13 protein-coding genes are annotated in these 18,222 nt (G+C 43.9%); 5 read left to right on the forward strand and 8 right to left on the reverse strand.

The genetic code is table 11. The features are described from left to right. Positions 1 to 51: 51 nt before the first annotated feature. On the reverse strand, positions 52 to 747 hold the full coding sequence (locus G327_RS0100800) for a glutathione S-transferase family protein (RefSeq protein ID WP_019612860.1): 696 nt from the start codon (positions 745 to 747) through the stop codon (positions 52 to 54). Between the two features lie 211 nt (positions 748 to 958). Between G327_RS0100800 and G327_RS0100805 the strand changes: the two genes are divergently transcribed. Continuing rightward, positions 959 to 1,876, forward strand: a complete 918-nt coding sequence (locus tag G327_RS0100805) for a polyprenyl-phosphate transporter (RefSeq protein ID WP_019612861.1) — start codon at positions 959 to 961, stop codon at positions 1,874 to 1,876. Positions 1,877 to 1,956: 80 nt separating this feature from the next. On the opposite strand, the gene G327_RS0100810 is transcribed toward G327_RS0100805, so the two are convergent. From G327_RS0100810 to G327_RS0100825, 4 genes are all read right to left on the reverse strand, one after another. Beyond that, positions 1,957 to 3,258: a ferredoxin reductase family protein gene (locus G327_RS0100810; RefSeq protein WP_019612862.1), complete on the reverse strand. Its 1,302-nt coding sequence runs from the start codon at positions 3,256 to 3,258 to the stop codon at positions 1,957 to 1,959. A gap of 94 nt (positions 3,259 to 3,352) precedes the next feature. After that, on the reverse strand, positions 3,353 to 4,327 hold the full coding sequence (locus G327_RS0100815) for a DUF2860 domain-containing protein (protein WP_019612863.1): 975 nt from the start codon (positions 4,325 to 4,327) through the stop codon (positions 3,353 to 3,355). Between the two features lie 55 nt (positions 4,328 to 4,382). Then, entirely contained in the window at positions 4,383 to 7,478 is a 3,096-nt protein-coding gene (locus G327_RS0100820; RefSeq protein WP_019612864.1) for an efflux RND transporter permease subunit, read from the reverse strand. An 8-nt stretch (positions 7,479 to 7,486) separates the two neighbouring features. Continuing rightward, positions 7,487 to 8,572 carry an efflux RND transporter periplasmic adaptor subunit gene (locus G327_RS0100825; protein ID WP_019612865.1) on the reverse strand — a complete coding sequence of 362 codons (1,086 nt, stop codon included), beginning with the start codon at positions 8,570 to 8,572 and terminating at the stop codon, positions 7,487 to 7,489. A 142-nt stretch (positions 8,573 to 8,714) separates the two neighbouring features. On the opposite strand from G327_RS0100825, the gene G327_RS0100830 reads away from it, so the two are divergent. Beyond that, positions 8,715 to 9,317, forward strand: coding sequence for a TetR/AcrR family transcriptional regulator (locus tag G327_RS0100830; protein WP_019612866.1), 603 nt, complete (start codon positions 8,715 to 8,717; stop codon positions 9,315 to 9,317). 158 nt (positions 9,318 to 9,475) lie between these two features. Here G327_RS0100830 and G327_RS23760 read toward each other — a convergent pair whose 3' ends face one another. Next, positions 9,476 to 11,905 (reverse strand): endonuclease, encoded by a 2,430-nt coding sequence (locus G327_RS23760; protein WP_019612867.1) that lies wholly within the window; start codon positions 11,903 to 11,905, stop codon positions 9,476 to 9,478. A gap of 1,162 nt (positions 11,906 to 13,067) precedes the next feature. Here G327_RS23760 and G327_RS0100840 point away from each other — a divergent pair. The 3 genes from G327_RS0100840 (at position 13,068) to G327_RS27490 (ending at position 16,603) form a co-directional block, all read left to right on the forward strand. Continuing rightward, the gene (locus G327_RS0100840) at positions 13,068 to 14,651 is read left to right on the forward strand and encodes an alpha-amylase (RefSeq protein ID WP_019612868.1); all 1,584 of its coding nucleotides are present in this window, start codon (positions 13,068 to 13,070) and stop codon (positions 14,649 to 14,651) included. 319 nt (positions 14,652 to 14,970) lie between these two features. Then, on the forward strand, positions 14,971 to 15,861 hold the full coding sequence (locus G327_RS0100845; RefSeq protein ID WP_019612869.1) for a YvcK family protein: 891 nt from the start codon (positions 14,971 to 14,973) through the stop codon (positions 15,859 to 15,861). A 163-nt stretch (positions 15,862 to 16,024) separates the two neighbouring features. After that, the gene (locus G327_RS27490) at positions 16,025 to 16,603 is read left to right on the forward strand and encodes a type II secretion system protein (RefSeq protein WP_019612870.1); all 579 of its coding nucleotides are present in this window, start codon (positions 16,025 to 16,027) and stop codon (positions 16,601 to 16,603) included. Positions 16,604 to 16,617: 14 nt separating this feature from the next. Here G327_RS27490 and G327_RS25855 read toward each other — a convergent pair whose 3' ends face one another. Both G327_RS25855 and G327_RS0100860 read right to left on the reverse strand, forming a co-directional pair. Next, positions 16,618 to 17,370, reverse strand: coding sequence for a substrate-binding periplasmic protein (locus G327_RS25855; RefSeq protein ID WP_019612871.1), 753 nt, complete (start codon positions 17,368 to 17,370; stop codon positions 16,618 to 16,620). A gap of 75 nt (positions 17,371 to 17,445) precedes the next feature. Next, a complete protein-coding gene (locus G327_RS0100860) occupies positions 17,446 to 18,015 on the reverse strand; it encodes a VOC family protein (RefSeq protein WP_019612872.1) in 570 nt (189 codons plus the stop codon). Positions 18,016 to 18,222: the final 207 nt, after the last annotated feature.

Genomic DNA, 18,222 nt, shown 5'->3' on the forward strand with positions numbered 1-18,222 from the left:
CGTTCACAATGAAAACAAGAAGTGCTCTTTCGAGCACTTCACTTATAAAAATCAGTTACAACAACTGCCGGAACTGCATCCCGGCTGATGCACATCTTTATCTTCTATCAGGTAAGTACCTGTCAGATAGAAACTTTTGAATAACTCTTCAAAATCCGGAGAAACGCTTTTCTCAACAAGGCCGGCAGCCAGAACAGCCTGCTGCCAGGCTTGTACTTTCGCTAAGCAGCACAAGAAATCGTATCCTGAGTGTTCTTTTACAATCGCGGCACGGTGAAGCAAAGGGAGCCAGGCAATATCTACATTACTCAATTTATCTGATTTGAAGAATAATGAATGGCCTGAAAGCTGCTTTTCAGCTTTCTCAAATGCGCTCTGGAGCTTTTCTGCGCGTAACTCAAACGTCACTTTATCTTTACTGCTCATTATTCCACATTGGGGCAGATAGTTTTTTGAACCTAAATAACTCCATGCTCTATCCAATGCACGTTGTTCATTACTTACACTTTGCTCTAACGGGCCATATTCATCATCGATATACTCGATAATCGCATCTGATTCAAACAGAGCTGTATCATTTTCTGTGATCATTACCGGGACTTGTCCATTTGGAGAGACACCAAGAAACCACTCCGGCTTATCTTTTAGATTGATGTACTCAATCTCATAAGGAATCTGTTTTGCTTCAAGTGCAGCAGTAACACGTTGAACAAAAGGACAAATTTTAAAACTAATTACTTTAAGCATTTTGGCTTCCTCTACAGGGGTTAAATTTAACTTCCACCTATAAGACGAGTGAACCATGAAAAAGACGAACTTATTTATCGAAATAAATTCAGCAGACAAGCAAAAGAAATAAGGGTTTTAATATATATCTATTATCAAAAACTTTTTTTTCACTTTAACATTGTATAATGCCCCCGGTTTAATAGATTTATTAATTTTAGGGCAGAGAGCAATGAGTAAAGTATTTACCTTTTTAAAAGGTATGGCGATGGGAGCCGCCGATGTTGTACCCGGCGTATCAGGCGGGACAGTCGCATTTGTCACTGGTATTTACGATACACTGCTGGAAAGTATTCGACGCATAAATCCGAGCTTAATAACTATTATTAAGCAGCAGGGAATTAAAGGAGCGTTCAATCATATTAACGGGAAATTCCTGATTCTTTTATTTTCAGGAATTTTAACCAGTATTTTCACTTTCGCGCAATTGATCACCTGGATGCTTGAAACACACCCCATTCCATTATGGTCATTTTTCTTCGGTTTAATTATTGTGTCAGTTATACATATGTTCAAACAGGTTGAGCAATGGCAGATAACACGCTTTATTTCAGTCGCTGCCGGCATTTTCTTTGCCTACGGCATCACCGTTCTTCATCCCGTGAGCATGGAACCGACGCAGCTTAATATGATGCTTGCGGGATCTATTGCAATATGCGCCATGATTCTACCGGGTATTTCCGGCAGCTTTATTCTGCTGTTACTGGGTATGTACGGTCCTATATTAACCGCGGCTAAATCATTTGATATTGTCACTCTGGCGCTCTTTGCTTCAGGCTGCTTAATCGGTCTGCTGTCATTCTCACATCTTTTATCCTGGCTGCTGCGCCGTTACCGTGACATCACCCTGACCTTCTTAACAGGCTTAATGATTGGTACATTGAATAAAATCTGGCCGTGGAAAGAAGTACTGACATGGCGGACAAATTCAAGCGGCGCACAGGTTCCTTTATTAGAGCAGAATTTATCGCCATTTGCCTTTGAGCAAGTTACTGGTAACAGTCCTTTAATGGCAGCGGCGCTTACTTCAGCACTGCTGGGTTTTGCCGCAGTATGGGCATTAGAAAGGTTTGCAGATAAAACGGCATAATCGGTTTTAAGCCTAAAAAGCCTTTGAGGTCTGCTCAAAGGCAAGTTCGAAAGTGGGCGGTCTAACCCTACTCGGAAGCCTTAGCGCATATTAAACAGCTCCCTTTGAAAGCGGACGGGGGCATTTTTACTTTTTGCTAAAGCATCACTCAGGGTCTCAGAAAATAGCGCCGGACCGCAAAAGCTCAGTGAATAGGCCTGCTTTTTAACTTTACTGATAATCTCATCAGCATTCAGAAGCTGTCCCTCCTGCGCAGTTAAAATATGCAGCCTCACATTGCTGAAAGACTGCGTCAGTGTCTGTAAACGCTGAGCAAAATAAGCATCGGATTTACAGTTAACACAATAATAAAAATCTACTTCAGCACGGCAGACTTTTTCTCTAACCATAAATTCAAGCCAGGCAATAAAAGGGGCAATACCAATCCCGGCCCCTACCCAGATCTGCCTTGCATGACTGTCAGGCTGAAATTCACCATAGGGCCCTTCCAAGGTTACAGCCTGCTTATTCGTTAAACTGGTAAGTAGAGACTGGGTATAATCCCCCAGATTTTTTATTGCAAACTCCGCTTCCCGGGTGCGGGGACAGTAATTAAGCACGGTAAAAGGATGCGGGGATTCTTTATCGTGAAAATCCAGGTAGGCAAATTGCCCAGGTTTATATTGAATTGTTTTTTGAAGGTGGATTTTTATATGTACACCATTATTAAACGGCTGCACATCGGTAATTTCGCCTGACGTTTTACGCTTTGCACCGATCTTACCCGTAAGAGAAATCAAAGAAGCCGCAGTACCCAATAGACATAACACCCAGATCAGTGCATTAAAAGGCAGCATAAAAAGATCATAGTCGAGCAGGGTTAAACTATGAAATGCACCCGCAATAAAAATAGCTCCCCCCAGTTTATGTATGAAACGAAATTTTTTATAACTAACGGCTTGAACCAGACTGATGACGGCAAAAACTAAAAATATCTTAAACGCAAAGTCCCCGACACCTTCACCGAGTTCCTGCCAGTCTATCCCCTCGATAAGTGTGCTGTTCTGTTTTTCAGGACGTGGAGCATACCCGAGCTGTACTATCCACTTACGACTATGCGCCAGCAGCCAGTGAACAATTAAGCTGATTAAAGCCGCTATACCCAGCTGTTTATGCAGCCGGTACATTTTATCCAGACCGTCGAAGGTTTTTTCTAACCATACAGGGCGAACAGCCAGCACCATCGCCAGGCTCATATATGTTACAGCTAAGCCGCCGCTTAATAAAATTAACTGATGCTGCCAGAAAAAAACAGACAGAGGTTCAGGTCGAAGTTGTGTAAGTAAAACCGGCAGCCAGAGAAGCATCACGAAAGCTGTGATTAAATAAAGGTAACGACTCATAATAAATTCCAAAATAGATATTTGATAAGCGATTAATTAAATCGCCGCATTAGGGCCGGTTTATCCCGCAGCATCGGAGTACGGCCCCTAAACACTAAAATCGATAGGTCAGCCCCGAACCGATTATGTATTCCTTTTTATCGTAGAAATTAATATTCGAATTATTAACATCAAATCCCATAAGACCGCTAAGCGCCCAGTTTTTCCAGCCCATTATCTGCTGATATTCATAAGCAATAAAAACGCCGTATTCAGTATCTTCCCGGGTTTTATCAAAGACAGGGTGCGATGAGTCAAAAGAAGTATACCCCCAGCTGACTGCGGCAGAAAAACTATGCGCCCCCATTTGACTTCTATAGCGGGCATCAACAGCGAATGCATCATTGGACATTGCACTGCCGTCTGCATCAAATGACTGATAAGTTAAAACCGGCTCAAATACTGATGTTTCACCGACTCTTACAGCGTATGATAATTGCGAATAAATCCCCGTTCCGCTTCTCTGAAGTGCTTGTGCCTCTCCAGCATTTAAAATGGATATACCAGAGCGTTCGTTCTCAACATCCAGAGTGTAATAGGCAATATCCACTGAAAACGGCGTCTGCAGTACACTGTTATACTTAACTCGATAAGCCGCACCTGAAACATCGGTAGTGCTTCGTTCCTGACTGGTCAAAAAAGGATCCTGCCATGTTTCACCGTCTATAATGGTCGGCAGAACAGAAAAAGCTACGCTGGAACGTTTATCCAGTGCAAACTCATAACCCAGTTCTAATACAAAATCACCTACCGCTATATCATCACGAGAGGTCCCGACAAATACTTTCTGCTCGTTCTTTGCGCCGAATGTATAGCGCAGCTGTCCAAGCGGCGCTATCAGAAATTCCGACTCAGATTCACCGGCACTATAAATACTTTCCAGCTTATTGTTATCCGTATTAAAGTTCGATTTCTCTGAGCTGTAGGCGGTAAAAGCGGTGAGTTCACCAGAAAACCCCGGTTTATCCTGACCTGCCGTTACCGCTGTAGATACCAAAGCAATACAGCCTGCTAATTTTATTTTTTCCATAATGCTTAATTTCCATCCCTGTTATTAAATTTAGTTTTCGAAACTGTTGTAACTTCTAGTGCACAAACTCCTCAGCGATGACTTTGGACTCCCGGTTTAACGGCCTTTTTATCAGCAGCTTAAAGACAGCCGGCACAAAGTAAAATGAAAGTATGGTGGTTAATGCAGTACCGCCGGCAATCGCAATAGCAAATGGGGGCCAGAATCCGCCGCCGGCTAAAATCAGCGGCAGGAATCCGCCTATAGTGGTAATAGTGGTGGAAGTGATATGACGGGTACAGCTCATGACCGTCTGCAGTATCGCTTCAGGATCCCCCTGACTGGCTTTAGGGCATGCTCTAAGTTCTGCGATAATAACAATGGCGGCATTGATAGCCAAACCTATTACCCCAAGTAAAGCGATGATAACGGTAAACCCGAATGGGTAGCTGAACAACCAGACAGATAATATTCCTAACCCGGCGGCGAGTCCGGCAACGGCAAAAATAATCCCGCTTAAACGGAAAGAGTTAAAAGACAACACCACCACCAGGATCATTAAAACAACAACCACAAAGACATTTCCAATCAGCTGGTTTACCGACTCATCCCTTTCAGCTGCTTCGCCACCGAACTCAACGCGATAACCGGGAGGAAACTCATAACTATCCAGCGCTTGTTTGAATTCATTTAATACCGTTTGCGGTAATACACCTGCTTCTATATAACCCTCAACGGTATTGACTCTTGTGCCGTTTCTTCTGGTTATTCCCCCGCTGCTCGGCACCAGCTCCAGACTAGCCAGGTTTAATACTGAAACACCGACATTTCCCTCTTGTGAAGGCACAGGAAATCTCAAATTACTCAAATCACTGTGATTTTCCCTTTCTTCATCTCGAACTCTGACCCTAACCGGTATAGATTCTGTTCCTTCTATAATACTGCCGCTCTCTCTGCCGACTAACGTTGACTGCAGCAGCCCGGCAAACTGGTTAAGACTGATATTATTCATCTGGATTGCTTCCTCGTCCACATCCAGCATGAACTGCGGGATCCCGGATGGAAGGCTCTCACGTGTATGGGTTACATGGGAAATATTAGACAGCATCAGGCGCATATCTTCGCCGATACTTTTCAGCTTAGCCAGATCACTACCGTATATTCTTAACTCAACCGGCGCGTTAAACGGAGGGCCCTGCTCTAACTTACGGACAAGTATCTGCGCCTGCGGGATACGCTTATTGAGCTTTTCTTGAAGCTCTGGAATGAGTTTATTTGCGGACTTAAAATCAGTGGTTTTAACCATAGCATGGGAGAAAAACGGCGCATTTTGTTCCGCTGGAATAACATTATAATAAAAAGACGGGAAAGAAGAGCCGATCAGCCAGTGGACCTGCTCTACCGAGGCTTCCTCGGTGATAAGCGCATGGATCTCTTCAGTGGTCGCTTTGGTCGCATAGATACTCGCCTGAGGGGGTAAATAAACTTGAATCTCGAACATATCTCTGTCGGAGGCTGGAAAAAACTGCTCAGTCAGCTGCGACGCACTCCAGTAGCCGCAGACAGGCAGCGCGGCGGCTAAGACTATCGCCGGCAGCGGATAACGTATTGCAGCAGCCACTGAACGGGAAAACCATTTGCTCAACACAGGAATACTGATCCCGGTTTGATACCAGCTTGACAATGTTTTGGTGCTTGGAAGACAGATACTGGATAGCGCAGCAATAATTGTATGGGAAATGACATAGGAGCCGACCAGCGAAAATGAGACGGTAAGTGCAATCGCGCCTACAAACTCTCCTGTCGCACCGGGCATAAGGAAAATAGGAGCAAACGCCAGTACTGTCGTTAACGTCGAGCCCAGCAGCGGCACCCAAAGATGCTCAATTGCCAGCATAGCAGATTCAAGCTTTTCCATCCCCTTAAGGCGGTAACTCTGTATGGTATCAACCATAACAACTGCATTGTCCACCATGATTCCAAGCGCAACAATAAAACCAGTTACGGACATTTGATTAATAGGAATACCCACATATTTCATCATCGTCAGTGTCAGCAGCATTGTCAGCGGCAGTGCTGAGGCAATGATAAAAGCTGCACGAAAGCCCAGGGTAAACAGCAGTACAAACACAACAAGACTAAATCCTATAATCAGGCTTTCCGAAAGTTCCAGTAAGCGGTTTTCTGTGTACCCCTGCTGGCTGAATATCACATCAGCTTTGATATTAGCGGGCAGTTCTTGACGAAACTGCTCCAGTAAATCCATGGAGGAAGGCGTCCATATATCAACGCGAAGCTTTGACTGCATTCGTACAGCCACAACCACTCCGGGCTGTCCGTTAATTAATGCCAGCTCATCGAAAGGTGTTTTATGTGAGCGTCTCACCTCTGCCACATCACCTACCCGAACTGTATGCCCACTGCTGTCAATCGAAACAGGGACCTGTTTCACCCGCTCAATTGAGTCAAGGCTTGAAGACAGCTCTAATCCAAATCTTGTCTCTTTATTTACTAACTGCCCGGCAGAGTTTTTAGCGTCAGCACCTTCCAGGGCGCTTGCTACCTGCTGAGCAGAGTAACCAAGTGCCACTGCGTCATTAGTATCGATATTGACGATAATCTCTTCATCGAGCAGACCGTACTCGTCTACAAATTCAGTTCCCGACAATACCCGCAGTCTTGTCGCCAGTTCTTTCGCATAGCGCCCTAAAATAAGTAAATCAGCTTCTCCCGGCCCCTGCCAGCTTAGCGAAATCATAGTTGTAAACGCACCAGCATGATCACTATCTAGTTCAGAAGCTAATGCTCCCTCAGGCAGCTCCGGCTGTACATCGGACAATTTGTCCCGTACTTTTGACCAGACCGGCTCCGCATCGATAACTTCTTCACTCAATTCAATACCGACAACTGAAATACCCAGCCGAGATGTGGAAGTGATAAGTGTGATTTCGTCAAGCTGTCTAAGCTTATTTTCAATCGCTTCTGTGACAAGAGACTCTACCCGCTTAGCACTTGCTCCCGGGTAAATGGTGGAGATGGTTGCATTACGGTTAACAATAGCCGGGTCTTCTGCACGCGGCAGTGTATTGAAAGCAGATAAGCCACTCACGATTAAAAACGCCACAACTAAAGTCATAAGGCGCGTGTTAGAGATGATATTTGAATAATTCATAACAGCCCCTATTGTGCAGCGTATACGGACTGGCCGGGTACAACTTTATGAAGCCCCGTCATGATAACTTCATCCCCGTTTGACAGCGCTCCCTGAACATAAACAGACTGACTATTGGCAAAAAGAACTTGAACGCTTCTACGCTCAACGATCTTGTGATTGTCTACAGTATTAAGGGTAAAGATATTCCATGTCCCCCGCATTCCGTCGATTAAAGCCGTATTCGGCAGCCAGTACCCCTTAGCCGGGTATATTTTCTTATAGGATAAATAGGCAAGCTCACCATCTAAAAGAGAAGGCTCATTTTCTAACAAAAATCGTAGGCTGACACTTCTTGAAGTACTGTCAATATTAGAGGCTTGAGAAATTAATTTAGCGCTATACCCTTTGTTTTCTACACGAATAACATAATGACCTTGGGATTCTATTCCTTTAATATCATTATTATGCACACCGATAACAGCTTCTTTATTACCTTCTGATAATAATAATAATGTAGGTGTGCCCACCGCGACCACATCACCTAATGAAACAAAGCGTTTACTCACAATACCTGAATAAGGGGCTTTTATTGTCGACTTTTGCTGTTTAAGTTTATTAGTACCAACCGCAGCCTGGATCCGCAGAATATTTGCCTGAAGTGCTTCTTTTTGACTTATCAACAAGTCAATTTCGGAGTCCGAGCTAAAGCCTTTCTTTTTTAATGAGTACTGTCTATTCAGGTTCGCCCTGATTAGTTTCTGCTGCGCTTTAATTTCTTCCAGTTGAGCTGCAAGCTGCTCTAATTCGGTATTTAGAAGCTGAGTATCTAAACTAATCAGCGCCTGCCCCTTTTTTACAACCTGCCCTACATCTACTCTTATTTCAGAGATTTTACCAGACAGCTCAAAGCCAAGATTTGCTTTTTGCCCGGCGAAAATAGTTCCAACGTATTCCCGTTCTACCGTGTAACTTTCGCTCTCCTGTACTTTTTGAGATACGACAGTAAGGAGCTCTCTTGGCTTCTTTGCCGCTTCTATAGAATCAGTGCAGCCTGACATAAGAAACACAGCCGCAGCTGCAAGGATATTTATTGATGAAATGTGAAACAGCATAACGCAGTCCTTTTTTGTAACAACCCCACAAATCACACTAGACAGTCCAGTCTGATTTCGGTATTAGACACCAAATAAACTAGACTGTCCAGTTTGATTTTTATACTATAGCGCCCAGTCATTCAAATTAACGTGCGCTATTATGTCTAAAATCAGTGAATTAAAGAGAATAAAAATATTAGAAGCTGCCGATGAATTATTCTGCAGACACGGGTACGGTGCAAGTATGGACAGTATCGCCAAACTAGCCGATGTCTCTAAACAAACTGTTTATTCGCATTTTAAAAACAAAGACATACTGTTCGAAACCAGTATGAAATATAAAGTCATGGAATACCAAGCTAATAAAACGGCCTTTGATCCCAATGCTCCGATTGATGAAGCGCTGCTTCTTTTTGGACAAAATTTACAGCAGACACTTCTTGAGCCGGGTGCACTGCACACTTTTCGAAATGCTGTAAGCCAAATTGATACTCATCCTGAATTTGCGGCGACATATTTACAGTTTGGTCCGCAAAAATCGATGGATCTACTTGCTGCCTACCTCGATAAAAAAGTGAAAGAAGGAGTTATCAAACTAGACTGCTCTAGTCATGAAAGCGCAATACAGCTGCTGCTTATGTTTCATGGAAAAACAGTATACTGGCGTTACCTTGGAGCAGATATCAAAGAGACGGAACAGCAGCGTGATGAATACCTTAAAAACTGCATTGATATGTTTTTAAGCCATGTACGCATTAAATAAGCAGTGAACATTTACTAAGCTAATACGTATTAAAGCGATTGATAATATTCAATCTGGCCAGCCGTTTTATTCTATCCGGCCTGATGGGTTAAATATAAAAAAGCCGCCAGAAATAAGGCGGCTAACTTACTAAAGTTTATTAAACAGTTAAATCACTGCTAGAAGGACTGATTTTGATTAAGCGCTCCTTTTGTAGCAGGTGCCGGAGCCTGCCAGCTAAAGGCACTGTATTCCGAACCCGTACCCGAAAGCTGTAGGGAATATCCGCTTTGGGTAGAAGACGTTTCTGCAACACCTACATCAGTTGAAGTCGTGCCGGAAGCTGTTCCGCCAGCAGCAGTCATCGAGCCTTCGTAGCTAAGGAATTGAACCACAGTACCGCTGTCATCGACTAACGCGAAACCATCCGGACCGCCGTTTTGTAAACTCGCAGTATCAAAAGCAATAGTTCCTAATCCATTGTCCTGATTGGCAATGACACCGGATAAATCGAAGGTCTTGTATACAGTACCGTTACCGCCGTTATAGGCCTCTATTTTCCAACCGCTAAGGTCTGTACCGGCGCTGCCTGCTATTTCGATAAACTCGTTTACATCCGTTGATGCATTATCATAATGAAACTCATTAATCCAAGGTATAATAACCACATTTTCTACCGTCACCGTCGTTGAAGTACTGCCGGAAGCGCCGTCATTATCAGTCACGGTAAGCGTCACTGTGTATGAACCGTCGGCGCTATAGCTATGACTTGGGTTTGAAGTCGCGGCGTTAGCACCGTCACCAAAGCTCCAGCTGTAACTGGTGATAGTACCGTCTGGATCACTGCTGGCAGCCGCATCAAATGTACAGCTTAGGTTATTACACAGCTCTGTAATAGATGCTGCTGGTGCTTTGTTTACCGGAACAGACGAAGCAAATACCTGCCCGTTGTTTAATGAACCTGAAGTATTAGCCGCGGCCGCCTGCCAGCTGAATTCAGCGTAGCTTGTGCCGCTGCCGCTCAGCTGCAGGGAGTGACCAGAAGGGGTTGATGACGTTTCTGAAACGCCGACATCAACAGATGTCACACCGGCAGCTGCACCGTCAGTCGCAGTAAACGAACCTTCATAACTGATGAACTGTACCAGCTTACCGCTGCTGTCAACTAGCGCAAGACCATCCGGAGCACCATTCTGCAGGCCGGAAGCCGCAAAACTTAAAGTACCAAAACCAGCCTGCTGATCAGCAATAACGCCGGATAAGTTTACTGTTTTATAGGCAGCTCCATCCTTGCCGTTATAAGCGACAATTGTCCAGCCGCTTAAGTTAAGACCGGCAGTACCAGCCACCTCAACAGATTCACCTACATCAGTACTCGCATTGTCATAGTGAAATTCATTGATCCATAGAGCCGTTTCAGCAGAACCGCTGTCAGTGGTCGCAAATGCTTCACTACTTTGTGCAGATTCATTATTTGAGCTGTCGACAGCCGTTATAACGTAAAAGTAAGTTGTACTTGCAGTGACATTACTGTCGCTATAAGCGCTGGTTGTCACCAGAGAACTATTAACTTGCACGTAACTGCCGCCGGCTCTTTCACTGCGGTAAACATTATAACCAGCCATATCCTGTTCTGTATTAGCATTCCAGGTCAGCTCAACCAGACCACTGCCGCCTGTCGCAATAAAGTCTGACGGTATTGCCGGTGCAACAGTATCTCCTCCAGTGCTGCAGTTATTTTCAAATACACAATCTATATATTCAGGATGATCAACAAACGGATTACGGTTGCCCTGGAAGCTGTAAACCGCTTCATTATGTCTGTACTCATAGGCATCAACCGGATCATCTTTGTGCCACTGAAGCAGTACCGATTTTAATCCCATATAAGCAACGGTACCGTTAGCACCAGTATTTGATGCACCAATCAGGGACCTGTCATCGGTAAGAATCAAATCCGGCTCGGCTACACCGGTAATTGAATGGGTGCCGCCTTCGTAACGGACACTCAGGTACATCAGAGCACGGGCAACATCTCCCCTTCTGCCCTGCCATGTTTCCCAGCTTCCTGTTTCACCTGAACCGGTAGTCCAGCTCGACTCACTGCTGCTGCCTCCGCGGCCGTTATTGAGTAAGGTTACCTTCTCACTGCAGCCCGTATCACAGGTTCCATAAGGTTTATTATTTCGGCTTGAGTTGTAGCCGCTGTCTGCAATAAACAGGTGGTGGGTATCGGTATAAGGATAATTAGTGCTGCCGTCTTTGGGGAAACCGTAAGATTTAGGCCAGCTGTGCTCACGGTTATAGAATGAATTACCGCCGCCGGCTTTGCTGTAACTGGCATTTTTATAAACATCAATAACATTGTTGGCGTTATCAGGATCCTGATCCGCAGCCTCTAGAATATCCCAGGTATCTGTTGAACTAGATGTATAAGGAAAGCGCTGGTGATCATCAATTATCTCATGTAATGAGCTTCGAAGAGTCTGTGAGTCGGTCGTGTCCACCGTACTATAATAACCGTCTGGGACAGCCGCATAAACAGAAGTATTCACCAATAACATGGCTGGAAATATAATTTTTACTGCATGATTTTTTTTAAAATACATAAATAGTAGATCCTAAATTAATAAATTTATAAATACTTTCCTAATTACCTGCTAACCTCGCGAGATATTGAAAAACCAATGAAAACAACCTCATTTAGTTTTCTAATTTGACAAAGCCTGCAGACTCATTCGTTAAGTATTTGTTAATTCAATGACATCCTGTGCATTAATTGATCGCTTTCAGTTTATTTAACGAACAACACGGAAATGTGAGCGAACACTATTTAATAGGAATTACCGGCATATTTTTTTTGGGTGCTAACAAAATCTGTTGTTTTTTTGTGCGACCTGCGCCACATAAAGACAAATGGCTTACTTGGAGGTGACTTTAAATTCATACAAAACAGCGGGTTATTGAGACTAACATAAAGCGACATCGGCGCTTTTAGCGGAGCACCATTGAGAAAATACAGATGAAAACGACAAAATAAAGCCAAAATCTCCTGTTAATATTTTGATCTGCAGCGATGCTAGGAGCAGTAAGATTTAAACGAAAAGAGCTTCATTGAAGTTGCTTTACAAAGTGCAAGTGACAAAAAGGAGAGATCTTGTCGTTTGTTAGAATGAAACCGCAGTCGATAAAAGTTCACACGCACCGCCCATGACCTTAAATGAATCACTCATTATTTGTAAATATCAAAAAGTTCATAGCACGTGATTCACCCTAGAAAATATCTGCAGGAATTACCGAGGAAACGTGAATAGACCAGAATAACGGTACAGAAAGGTTGCAGCAATAACGCCCATCTGCTGACGGCTCTGCAGGTGATTGATGAGCATTATTAATAATGCCGTTTGAAAACAACTCACTAGTAACACATCAAACAGAAACTCACATAACAGGCAAAAAATTAGATTTAAAATAAACTATTCATAATGAAAATCAGACAGGTTATTGAAAAATAAATATAATCACCAGCTCTGTGCTTTGACCTTTAATGAATGTAAACGTTTCCAGTAACACCCCGAACAAAAACACACCTAAGAGATTGATTATCTTAACTTATCCTTTAACTTGCGAGCAACAAAAAGATCGAATATTAAGCGGATCCCGCTCACAAAACAGCCACCCAATTATTGTTTGTAAGTTAGTTTTTGTTCATGATTATTTCGCCGGCTTGTTGATAACTACTGAAAATTATTCGTAACTTAAGGAAAAGCAATGAAAAAGTTAAACGTCAAAGGAAAATGGATTAAACCAACCATTTTAGCTACCTTAATCGCAGTGTCCGCACCAACATTAGCAGCCACGAACGGCACTATGATGCAGTATTTCCACTGGTATAACAGTCAGTCTGACAACCTGTGGGCTAAAGTTTCCAGCGAAGCACAAAACCTTTCTGATGTCGGTATCACTGCACTGTGGCTTCCACCTGCATACAAAGGTCAAGCTGGTGCATATGATGTAGGGTATGGCGTTTATGACCTCTACGATCTAGGAGAGTTTAACCAGAAAGGTACAGTACGTACTAAGTACGGTACTAAAGACCAATACCTGGCAGCCATTAACAGTGCTCACAATGCAGGTGTAAACATCTACGCAGACGTTGTGCTCAACCATATGATGGGAGCGGATGCTACTGAGTCTGTTACTGCGGTCAGAGTCGATCCGAACAACCGTAACCAGGAATACTGGGGGGATATCAATGTCGACGCCTGGACTGTATTTAACTTTACTGCACGTAACAATAAATACTCCTCCTTCAAGTGGAGCTGGGTCCACTTTGACGGCGTAGACTGGGATGATAATACCAAGGAAAACTGCGGCGGCTCTTGTGTTTATAAATTTCGCGGCACCGGCAAAGCATGGGACAGCCAAGTCTCCAGCGAAAAAGGCAGCTACGATTACCTGATGGGCGCCGATCTGGATATGGATCACCCGGATGTGGTCAATGAACTAAAAAACTGGGGCAGATGGTATGCCGATTTCACCGGTGTTGACGGTTTCCGTGTGGATGCTGTAAAACATGTCAAAGCAGGCTTCTCTAGAGACTGGATTAATACAGTACGTGCTCATACCGGCAAAGATATGTTTACAGTAGCTGAATACTGGGACTATGACCGAGGCACACTGCAGGGCTACCTGGCAGATTCTGGATATACAATGTCACTGTTTGATGCACCGCTGCATATGAATTTCCATACAGCTTCCAAGTCGAACGGCAACTACGATATGGGCAGCCTGATGAACGGCACCCTGATGCAGTCTAACCCGATGAATGCGGTTACTCTGGTTGAAAACCATGATACCCAGCCTCTGCAGGCATTAGAGTCTCCGGTTGCAGACTGGTTTAAACCTTTAGCTTATTCCTTTATCCTGCTGCGTCAGGAAGGTTATCCGAACGTATTCTACCCTGATTACTATGGCGCAACTTATACAGACAAAGGCGGCGACGGCAACAACTACACTATCAACCTGCAGTCGCACAAAACGATTCTTGATATCCTGTTGAAAGCACGTAGAGACTACGCTTACGGCGCACAGAACAGCTACCTGGATCACTCCGACGTAATCGGCTTCACTCGCGAAGGTGATGCTGAACACTGGAAAGGCCTGGCAGTACTAATGACCGACAACAGCTACGAAGGTTACAAGTGGATGAAAGCCGGCGACGCACATAAAAATGCCTGCTTCACAGACATTACAGGCAGCTACACTTCCTCTGACAAAGTCTGCACCAATAACGACGGCTGGGGTAATTTCAAGACTAAGCCGGGCAGTGTATCAGTCTGGGTTAAAGACTAGTTAACAGCACGAACTACAAAAATAAGTAAATATGAAAAGCTCGGGTATAAATACTTGAGCTTTTTTATTTCTATTAGATCTTCACCTTCACGTCAAAAACCAGTCCAACTCTCGACTTGCTGATTTTTGCATCTTGAATGACAACGGTTATATGCATAAAAAACAAGCATATCTGTTTCGAAATTATCTCTCCTCAAATAAATGTGCCACTGCTTGTTTGATAAAAAGCCCAATGTGAGAAAAAACTGCTAGACAAAACCGCTGAAAACAACACTATTGCCTAATAAATTACTGAACAGCATATTAATAAGAATTCGATATGAATGCATATAAAGATAAAAAAATAGTCGCTGTCGGCGGCGGGCATGGTTTAGGACGGATACTAGCTGCATTAAAAGGATTCGGCGGCAATGCTACCGGCATCGTCACCACAACAGATAACGGCGGCTCTACGGGACGCATTCGTCACTGCCAGGGAGGCATTGCCTGGGGAGATACACGCAACTGTATTAATCAGCTGATCACTGAACCGTCGGTGCAGTCAATGATGTTTGAATATCGATTTAAGGGGACGGGCGAACTTGACGGCCACAATCTCGGTAATCTCATGCTCACTGCGTTAGATAATTTATCGGTTAGACCGATGGAAGCTATTCAGCTGATCCGCGACATGTTAAAAGTTGAAGTTAATATTGTCCCAATGTCTGAACACCCGTCAGACCTTAAAGCTCTGTCCTGTGACGGAAAGTGGGTGCACGGCGAAACCAGTGTTGATGAAATGCGCCAGGATCTGCAGCGCCTGGATTTAGAGCCGGAGGTGCCTGCCACCAGTGAAGCGATAACTGCTATTAATCAGGCCGACTGCATTGTGCTGGGCCCGGGCAGTTTCCTAACTAGTATCATGCCGCCGCTGCTGCTGCCTGAAATCGGTCACGCAATACTCGAGAACCAGACTGCAAAACTCATTTTTATTGAAAACCTTTCTCCAGAATACGGCCCAGCCGGCAGAATGGGCATTAAACAGAAACTTGAATGGTGTGAAAGAGCCTGCCGCGGACGAAAAATTGATGTGATAATTGGTGACACCCCTCACCCTGAGCTTGAATCAGAGTGGAACTTCTTTAAGGCCGATTTAGCTTCTCCCAATAGAGACTGGCGTCATGATAGAGAGAAACTGATGAGAGCTATTGTCGAGCAGTTTGATAACTAGAAAATAATTTAACATCCTGGATGCTGTAATTCCGCTAGCGCCTCAAACAGTTACATTCAGTGCAGTTATATGATGAACCTCTCAATTTTTTACGGGCTTTTCAGCAGCCTCTGTCCATAATTGAAAGTATAAAACTTTATATCAGCTCTGCTTGGAAATGTTTATGAATAAACAAGCTGCTTTTACATTGATAGAATTAGTTTTAGTCATCGTTGTTCTGGCTATCTTGTCTAGCGTCGCTATTCCTAAGTTCATCAATTTAAAGTCTGATGCAGAACTGGCATCCATGAAGGAGATGAGAGCGGCATTAGTCTCTGCCAGGGATTTAAATTATGCTCTCGTTGAAATCAATCCGGGTAACAAAAACAGTAACAGCACTATTTATACTAAAGACAACGGCGAACAGTTTCGAATAAGAGGAAACTATCCCGACGGCCGCTGGGTAAATAATGGTATTCAGACCTTTGAATCCTTAGTCTCTTTTGATGACGTAACTCTCATAACAACAAGTACCTGCCCTGAAGACGGCAGTGACTGGTGCGTTCACCATAAAGGGCAGCTATGGTTTACAAGCCGGCAGTACAGCGATGCAGCTGTCGGACACGGATTTGTGATTTTTCCTAAAGGAAATAACTTTAATCAAATCCGTTGTTATGTTTATTACTTCACCCCCAATCCCAGCGGGTTAAGTACAACAGGAATAATACCAGTTGTCGGCATTGACAGCAGCGAATGCGGCTGAATATATCCGTATGTTTAATTAAATAATGCGACGTTCTGATATTTTTGATAGATTTTTTCTAAAGTCCCATCCCGACGCATTTCCCGGATAGTCGCATCAAACTCAGGCAGGAGATGCGTATAAGCAGAGTTTTTACCAATGCATAAATGAAATCTGACCGGTTCAAACGGTACTGGGATAGACAACAGTTTGTCATGATGATCAAACCTTTGGATATAAGAATTAATCGCATAGGTAGCTTCAACAAACACATCATAGCGGTTGTTTTCCATCAGCTCCAGTACCCGTTCAATCGTCAATACCCAGTAAATATCCATTTCTCCAAGATTCTTTTTAGCCCAGCCGTTGCCGAGATAAGAGATCAGCTTATACGGCTCTAGCTCCGACAGCTGTCTGATCTGCTGAATCTTTTTCAGCTGAGTATTTTCTTTATGTACCAATAAAGAAAAAGTTACAGGCAGCACAGTTTCTTTACTTATCAGAGTATATTCCTGGCGCTCAGGAGTCGGCACGGTAATAAAAGCATCTCCACGCCGATGTTTAACAAGCTGCTGAGCTCGTGCCCAGGGAAAGCCCTGATGAACAACGTCAATCCCCATGCGTTTATTAAGCGCTTCAGCAGCAACCTCCACCAGAATACCTTTCATGACGCCGCCGTCATTCCAGGAGTAAGGCGGGTAACTGTCAAAATAGTTTATTATCATCACTTCTTTGGCAGACACCTGTAATGGAATCAGTAATATGATCAGCAGCAGTAAACCTTTCATCACCCCTTCCCCAGTACAAGTTTTGTCTTTACAGTATAAAACCCATCTTAAATTTTTTCATTTGTCTTTTAACGTTTAAAAATTATTCTGCTCTTTCTCACTCGCTATCACGGCTTTAATATCTGCGCCGTGTACCTTAATACAGATGTTATCCAGCTTAAATGCAATGGTCGGGTTAGCCAGTCTTTCACCTTCAGCCTGTGGTGCAGAGCGTTTTATCTTAATCGCGGGGTTGGCGGCCAATACTGCTTTAATATCAGGGGTCATTGCATCTAGAATCTGCTCTAATTCAGCTATCGTTGCCGCATTACCCGGCAGCACTAATTCAATATGTTCCCAGCCTTGCTGCGGGTAAGGTTTACCGGGAAAAGGCAGTTCAACGCAGTCAATCTGCCAGTCACCAAGCAGCAGAGGCTCATGCAGCGCGATAATATAAATAGGCCGCCCGTTAATAATACTGTCTGAGATAACCTGCCCCTGCTCCTGCCACTGCTCCAGCAGCACTTGAGCAGCAGCCTGATCATTCACCCGTAAAGCGGCATGATCACATACTAAAGGCAGGTTTGTTAATCCTAACTGCAGTGCAAAATCCAGGATGTTTTGCGAGAAGTCCGGCCACTGAGATTTAAGTTGTTGATACTGCATAGTAATTCCTTGGTGTTATTATTGGCATAATATTAACATAAGCAGACAGGCAATTAAGCACAGCTTCTGAAGTATCGCTTCTGTCCCGCTGCCGCATGATCCGGCAGTTTATACATAAGAGAGGTCAAACAGCCTGGCAGTCGAATACTCAACCAGTGAAAGAACAGCTGGAACAGCACGAGACACCACAGCGGCATCTGTGAGTTA

The sequence above is a fragment of the Psychromonas ossibalaenae ATCC BAA-1528 genome (assembly GCF_000381745.1).
Taxonomy (GTDB): domain Bacteria; phylum Pseudomonadota; class Gammaproteobacteria; order Enterobacterales; family Psychromonadaceae; genus Psychromonas; species Psychromonas ossibalaenae.

Excerpts from the sequence above, each read along its gene's own strand:
- G327_RS0100800 (WP_019612860.1), bottom strand. The coding sequence starts at position 747 with ATGCTTAAAGTAATTAGTTTTAAAATTTGTCCTTTTGTTCAACGTGTT.
- G327_RS0100805 (WP_019612861.1), top strand. The coding sequence starts at position 959 with ATGAGTAAAGTATTTACCTTTTTAAAAGGTATGGCGATGGGAGCCGCC.
- G327_RS0100810 (WP_019612862.1), bottom strand. The coding sequence starts at position 3,258 with ATGAGTCGTTACCTTTATTTAATCACAGCTTTCGTGATGCTTCTCTGG.
- G327_RS0100815 (WP_019612863.1), bottom strand. The coding sequence starts at position 4,327 with ATGGAAAAAATAAAATTAGCAGGCTGTATTGCTTTGGTATCTACAGCG.
- G327_RS0100820 (WP_019612864.1), bottom strand. The coding sequence starts at position 7,478 with ATGAATTATTCAAATATCATCTCTAACACGCGCCTTATGACTTTAGTT.
- G327_RS0100825 (WP_019612865.1), bottom strand. The coding sequence starts at position 8,572 with ATGCTGTTTCACATTTCATCAATAAATATCCTTGCAGCTGCGGCTGTG.
- G327_RS0100830 (WP_019612866.1), top strand. The coding sequence starts at position 8,715 with ATGTCTAAAATCAGTGAATTAAAGAGAATAAAAATATTAGAAGCTGCC.
- G327_RS23760 (WP_019612867.1), bottom strand. The coding sequence starts at position 11,905 with ATGTATTTTAAAAAAAATCATGCAGTAAAAATTATATTTCCAGCCATG.
- G327_RS0100840 (WP_019612868.1), top strand. The coding sequence starts at position 13,068 with ATGAAAAAGTTAAACGTCAAAGGAAAATGGATTAAACCAACCATTTTA.
- G327_RS0100845 (WP_019612869.1), top strand. The coding sequence starts at position 14,971 with ATGAATGCATATAAAGATAAAAAAATAGTCGCTGTCGGCGGCGGGCAT.
- G327_RS27490 (WP_019612870.1), top strand. The coding sequence starts at position 16,025 with ATGAATAAACAAGCTGCTTTTACATTGATAGAATTAGTTTTAGTCATC.
- G327_RS25855 (WP_019612871.1), bottom strand. The coding sequence starts at position 17,370 with ATGAAAGGTTTACTGCTGCTGATCATATTACTGATTCCATTACAGGTG.
- G327_RS0100860 (WP_019612872.1), bottom strand. The coding sequence starts at position 18,015 with ATGCAGTATCAACAACTTAAATCTCAGTGGCCGGACTTCTCGCAAAAC.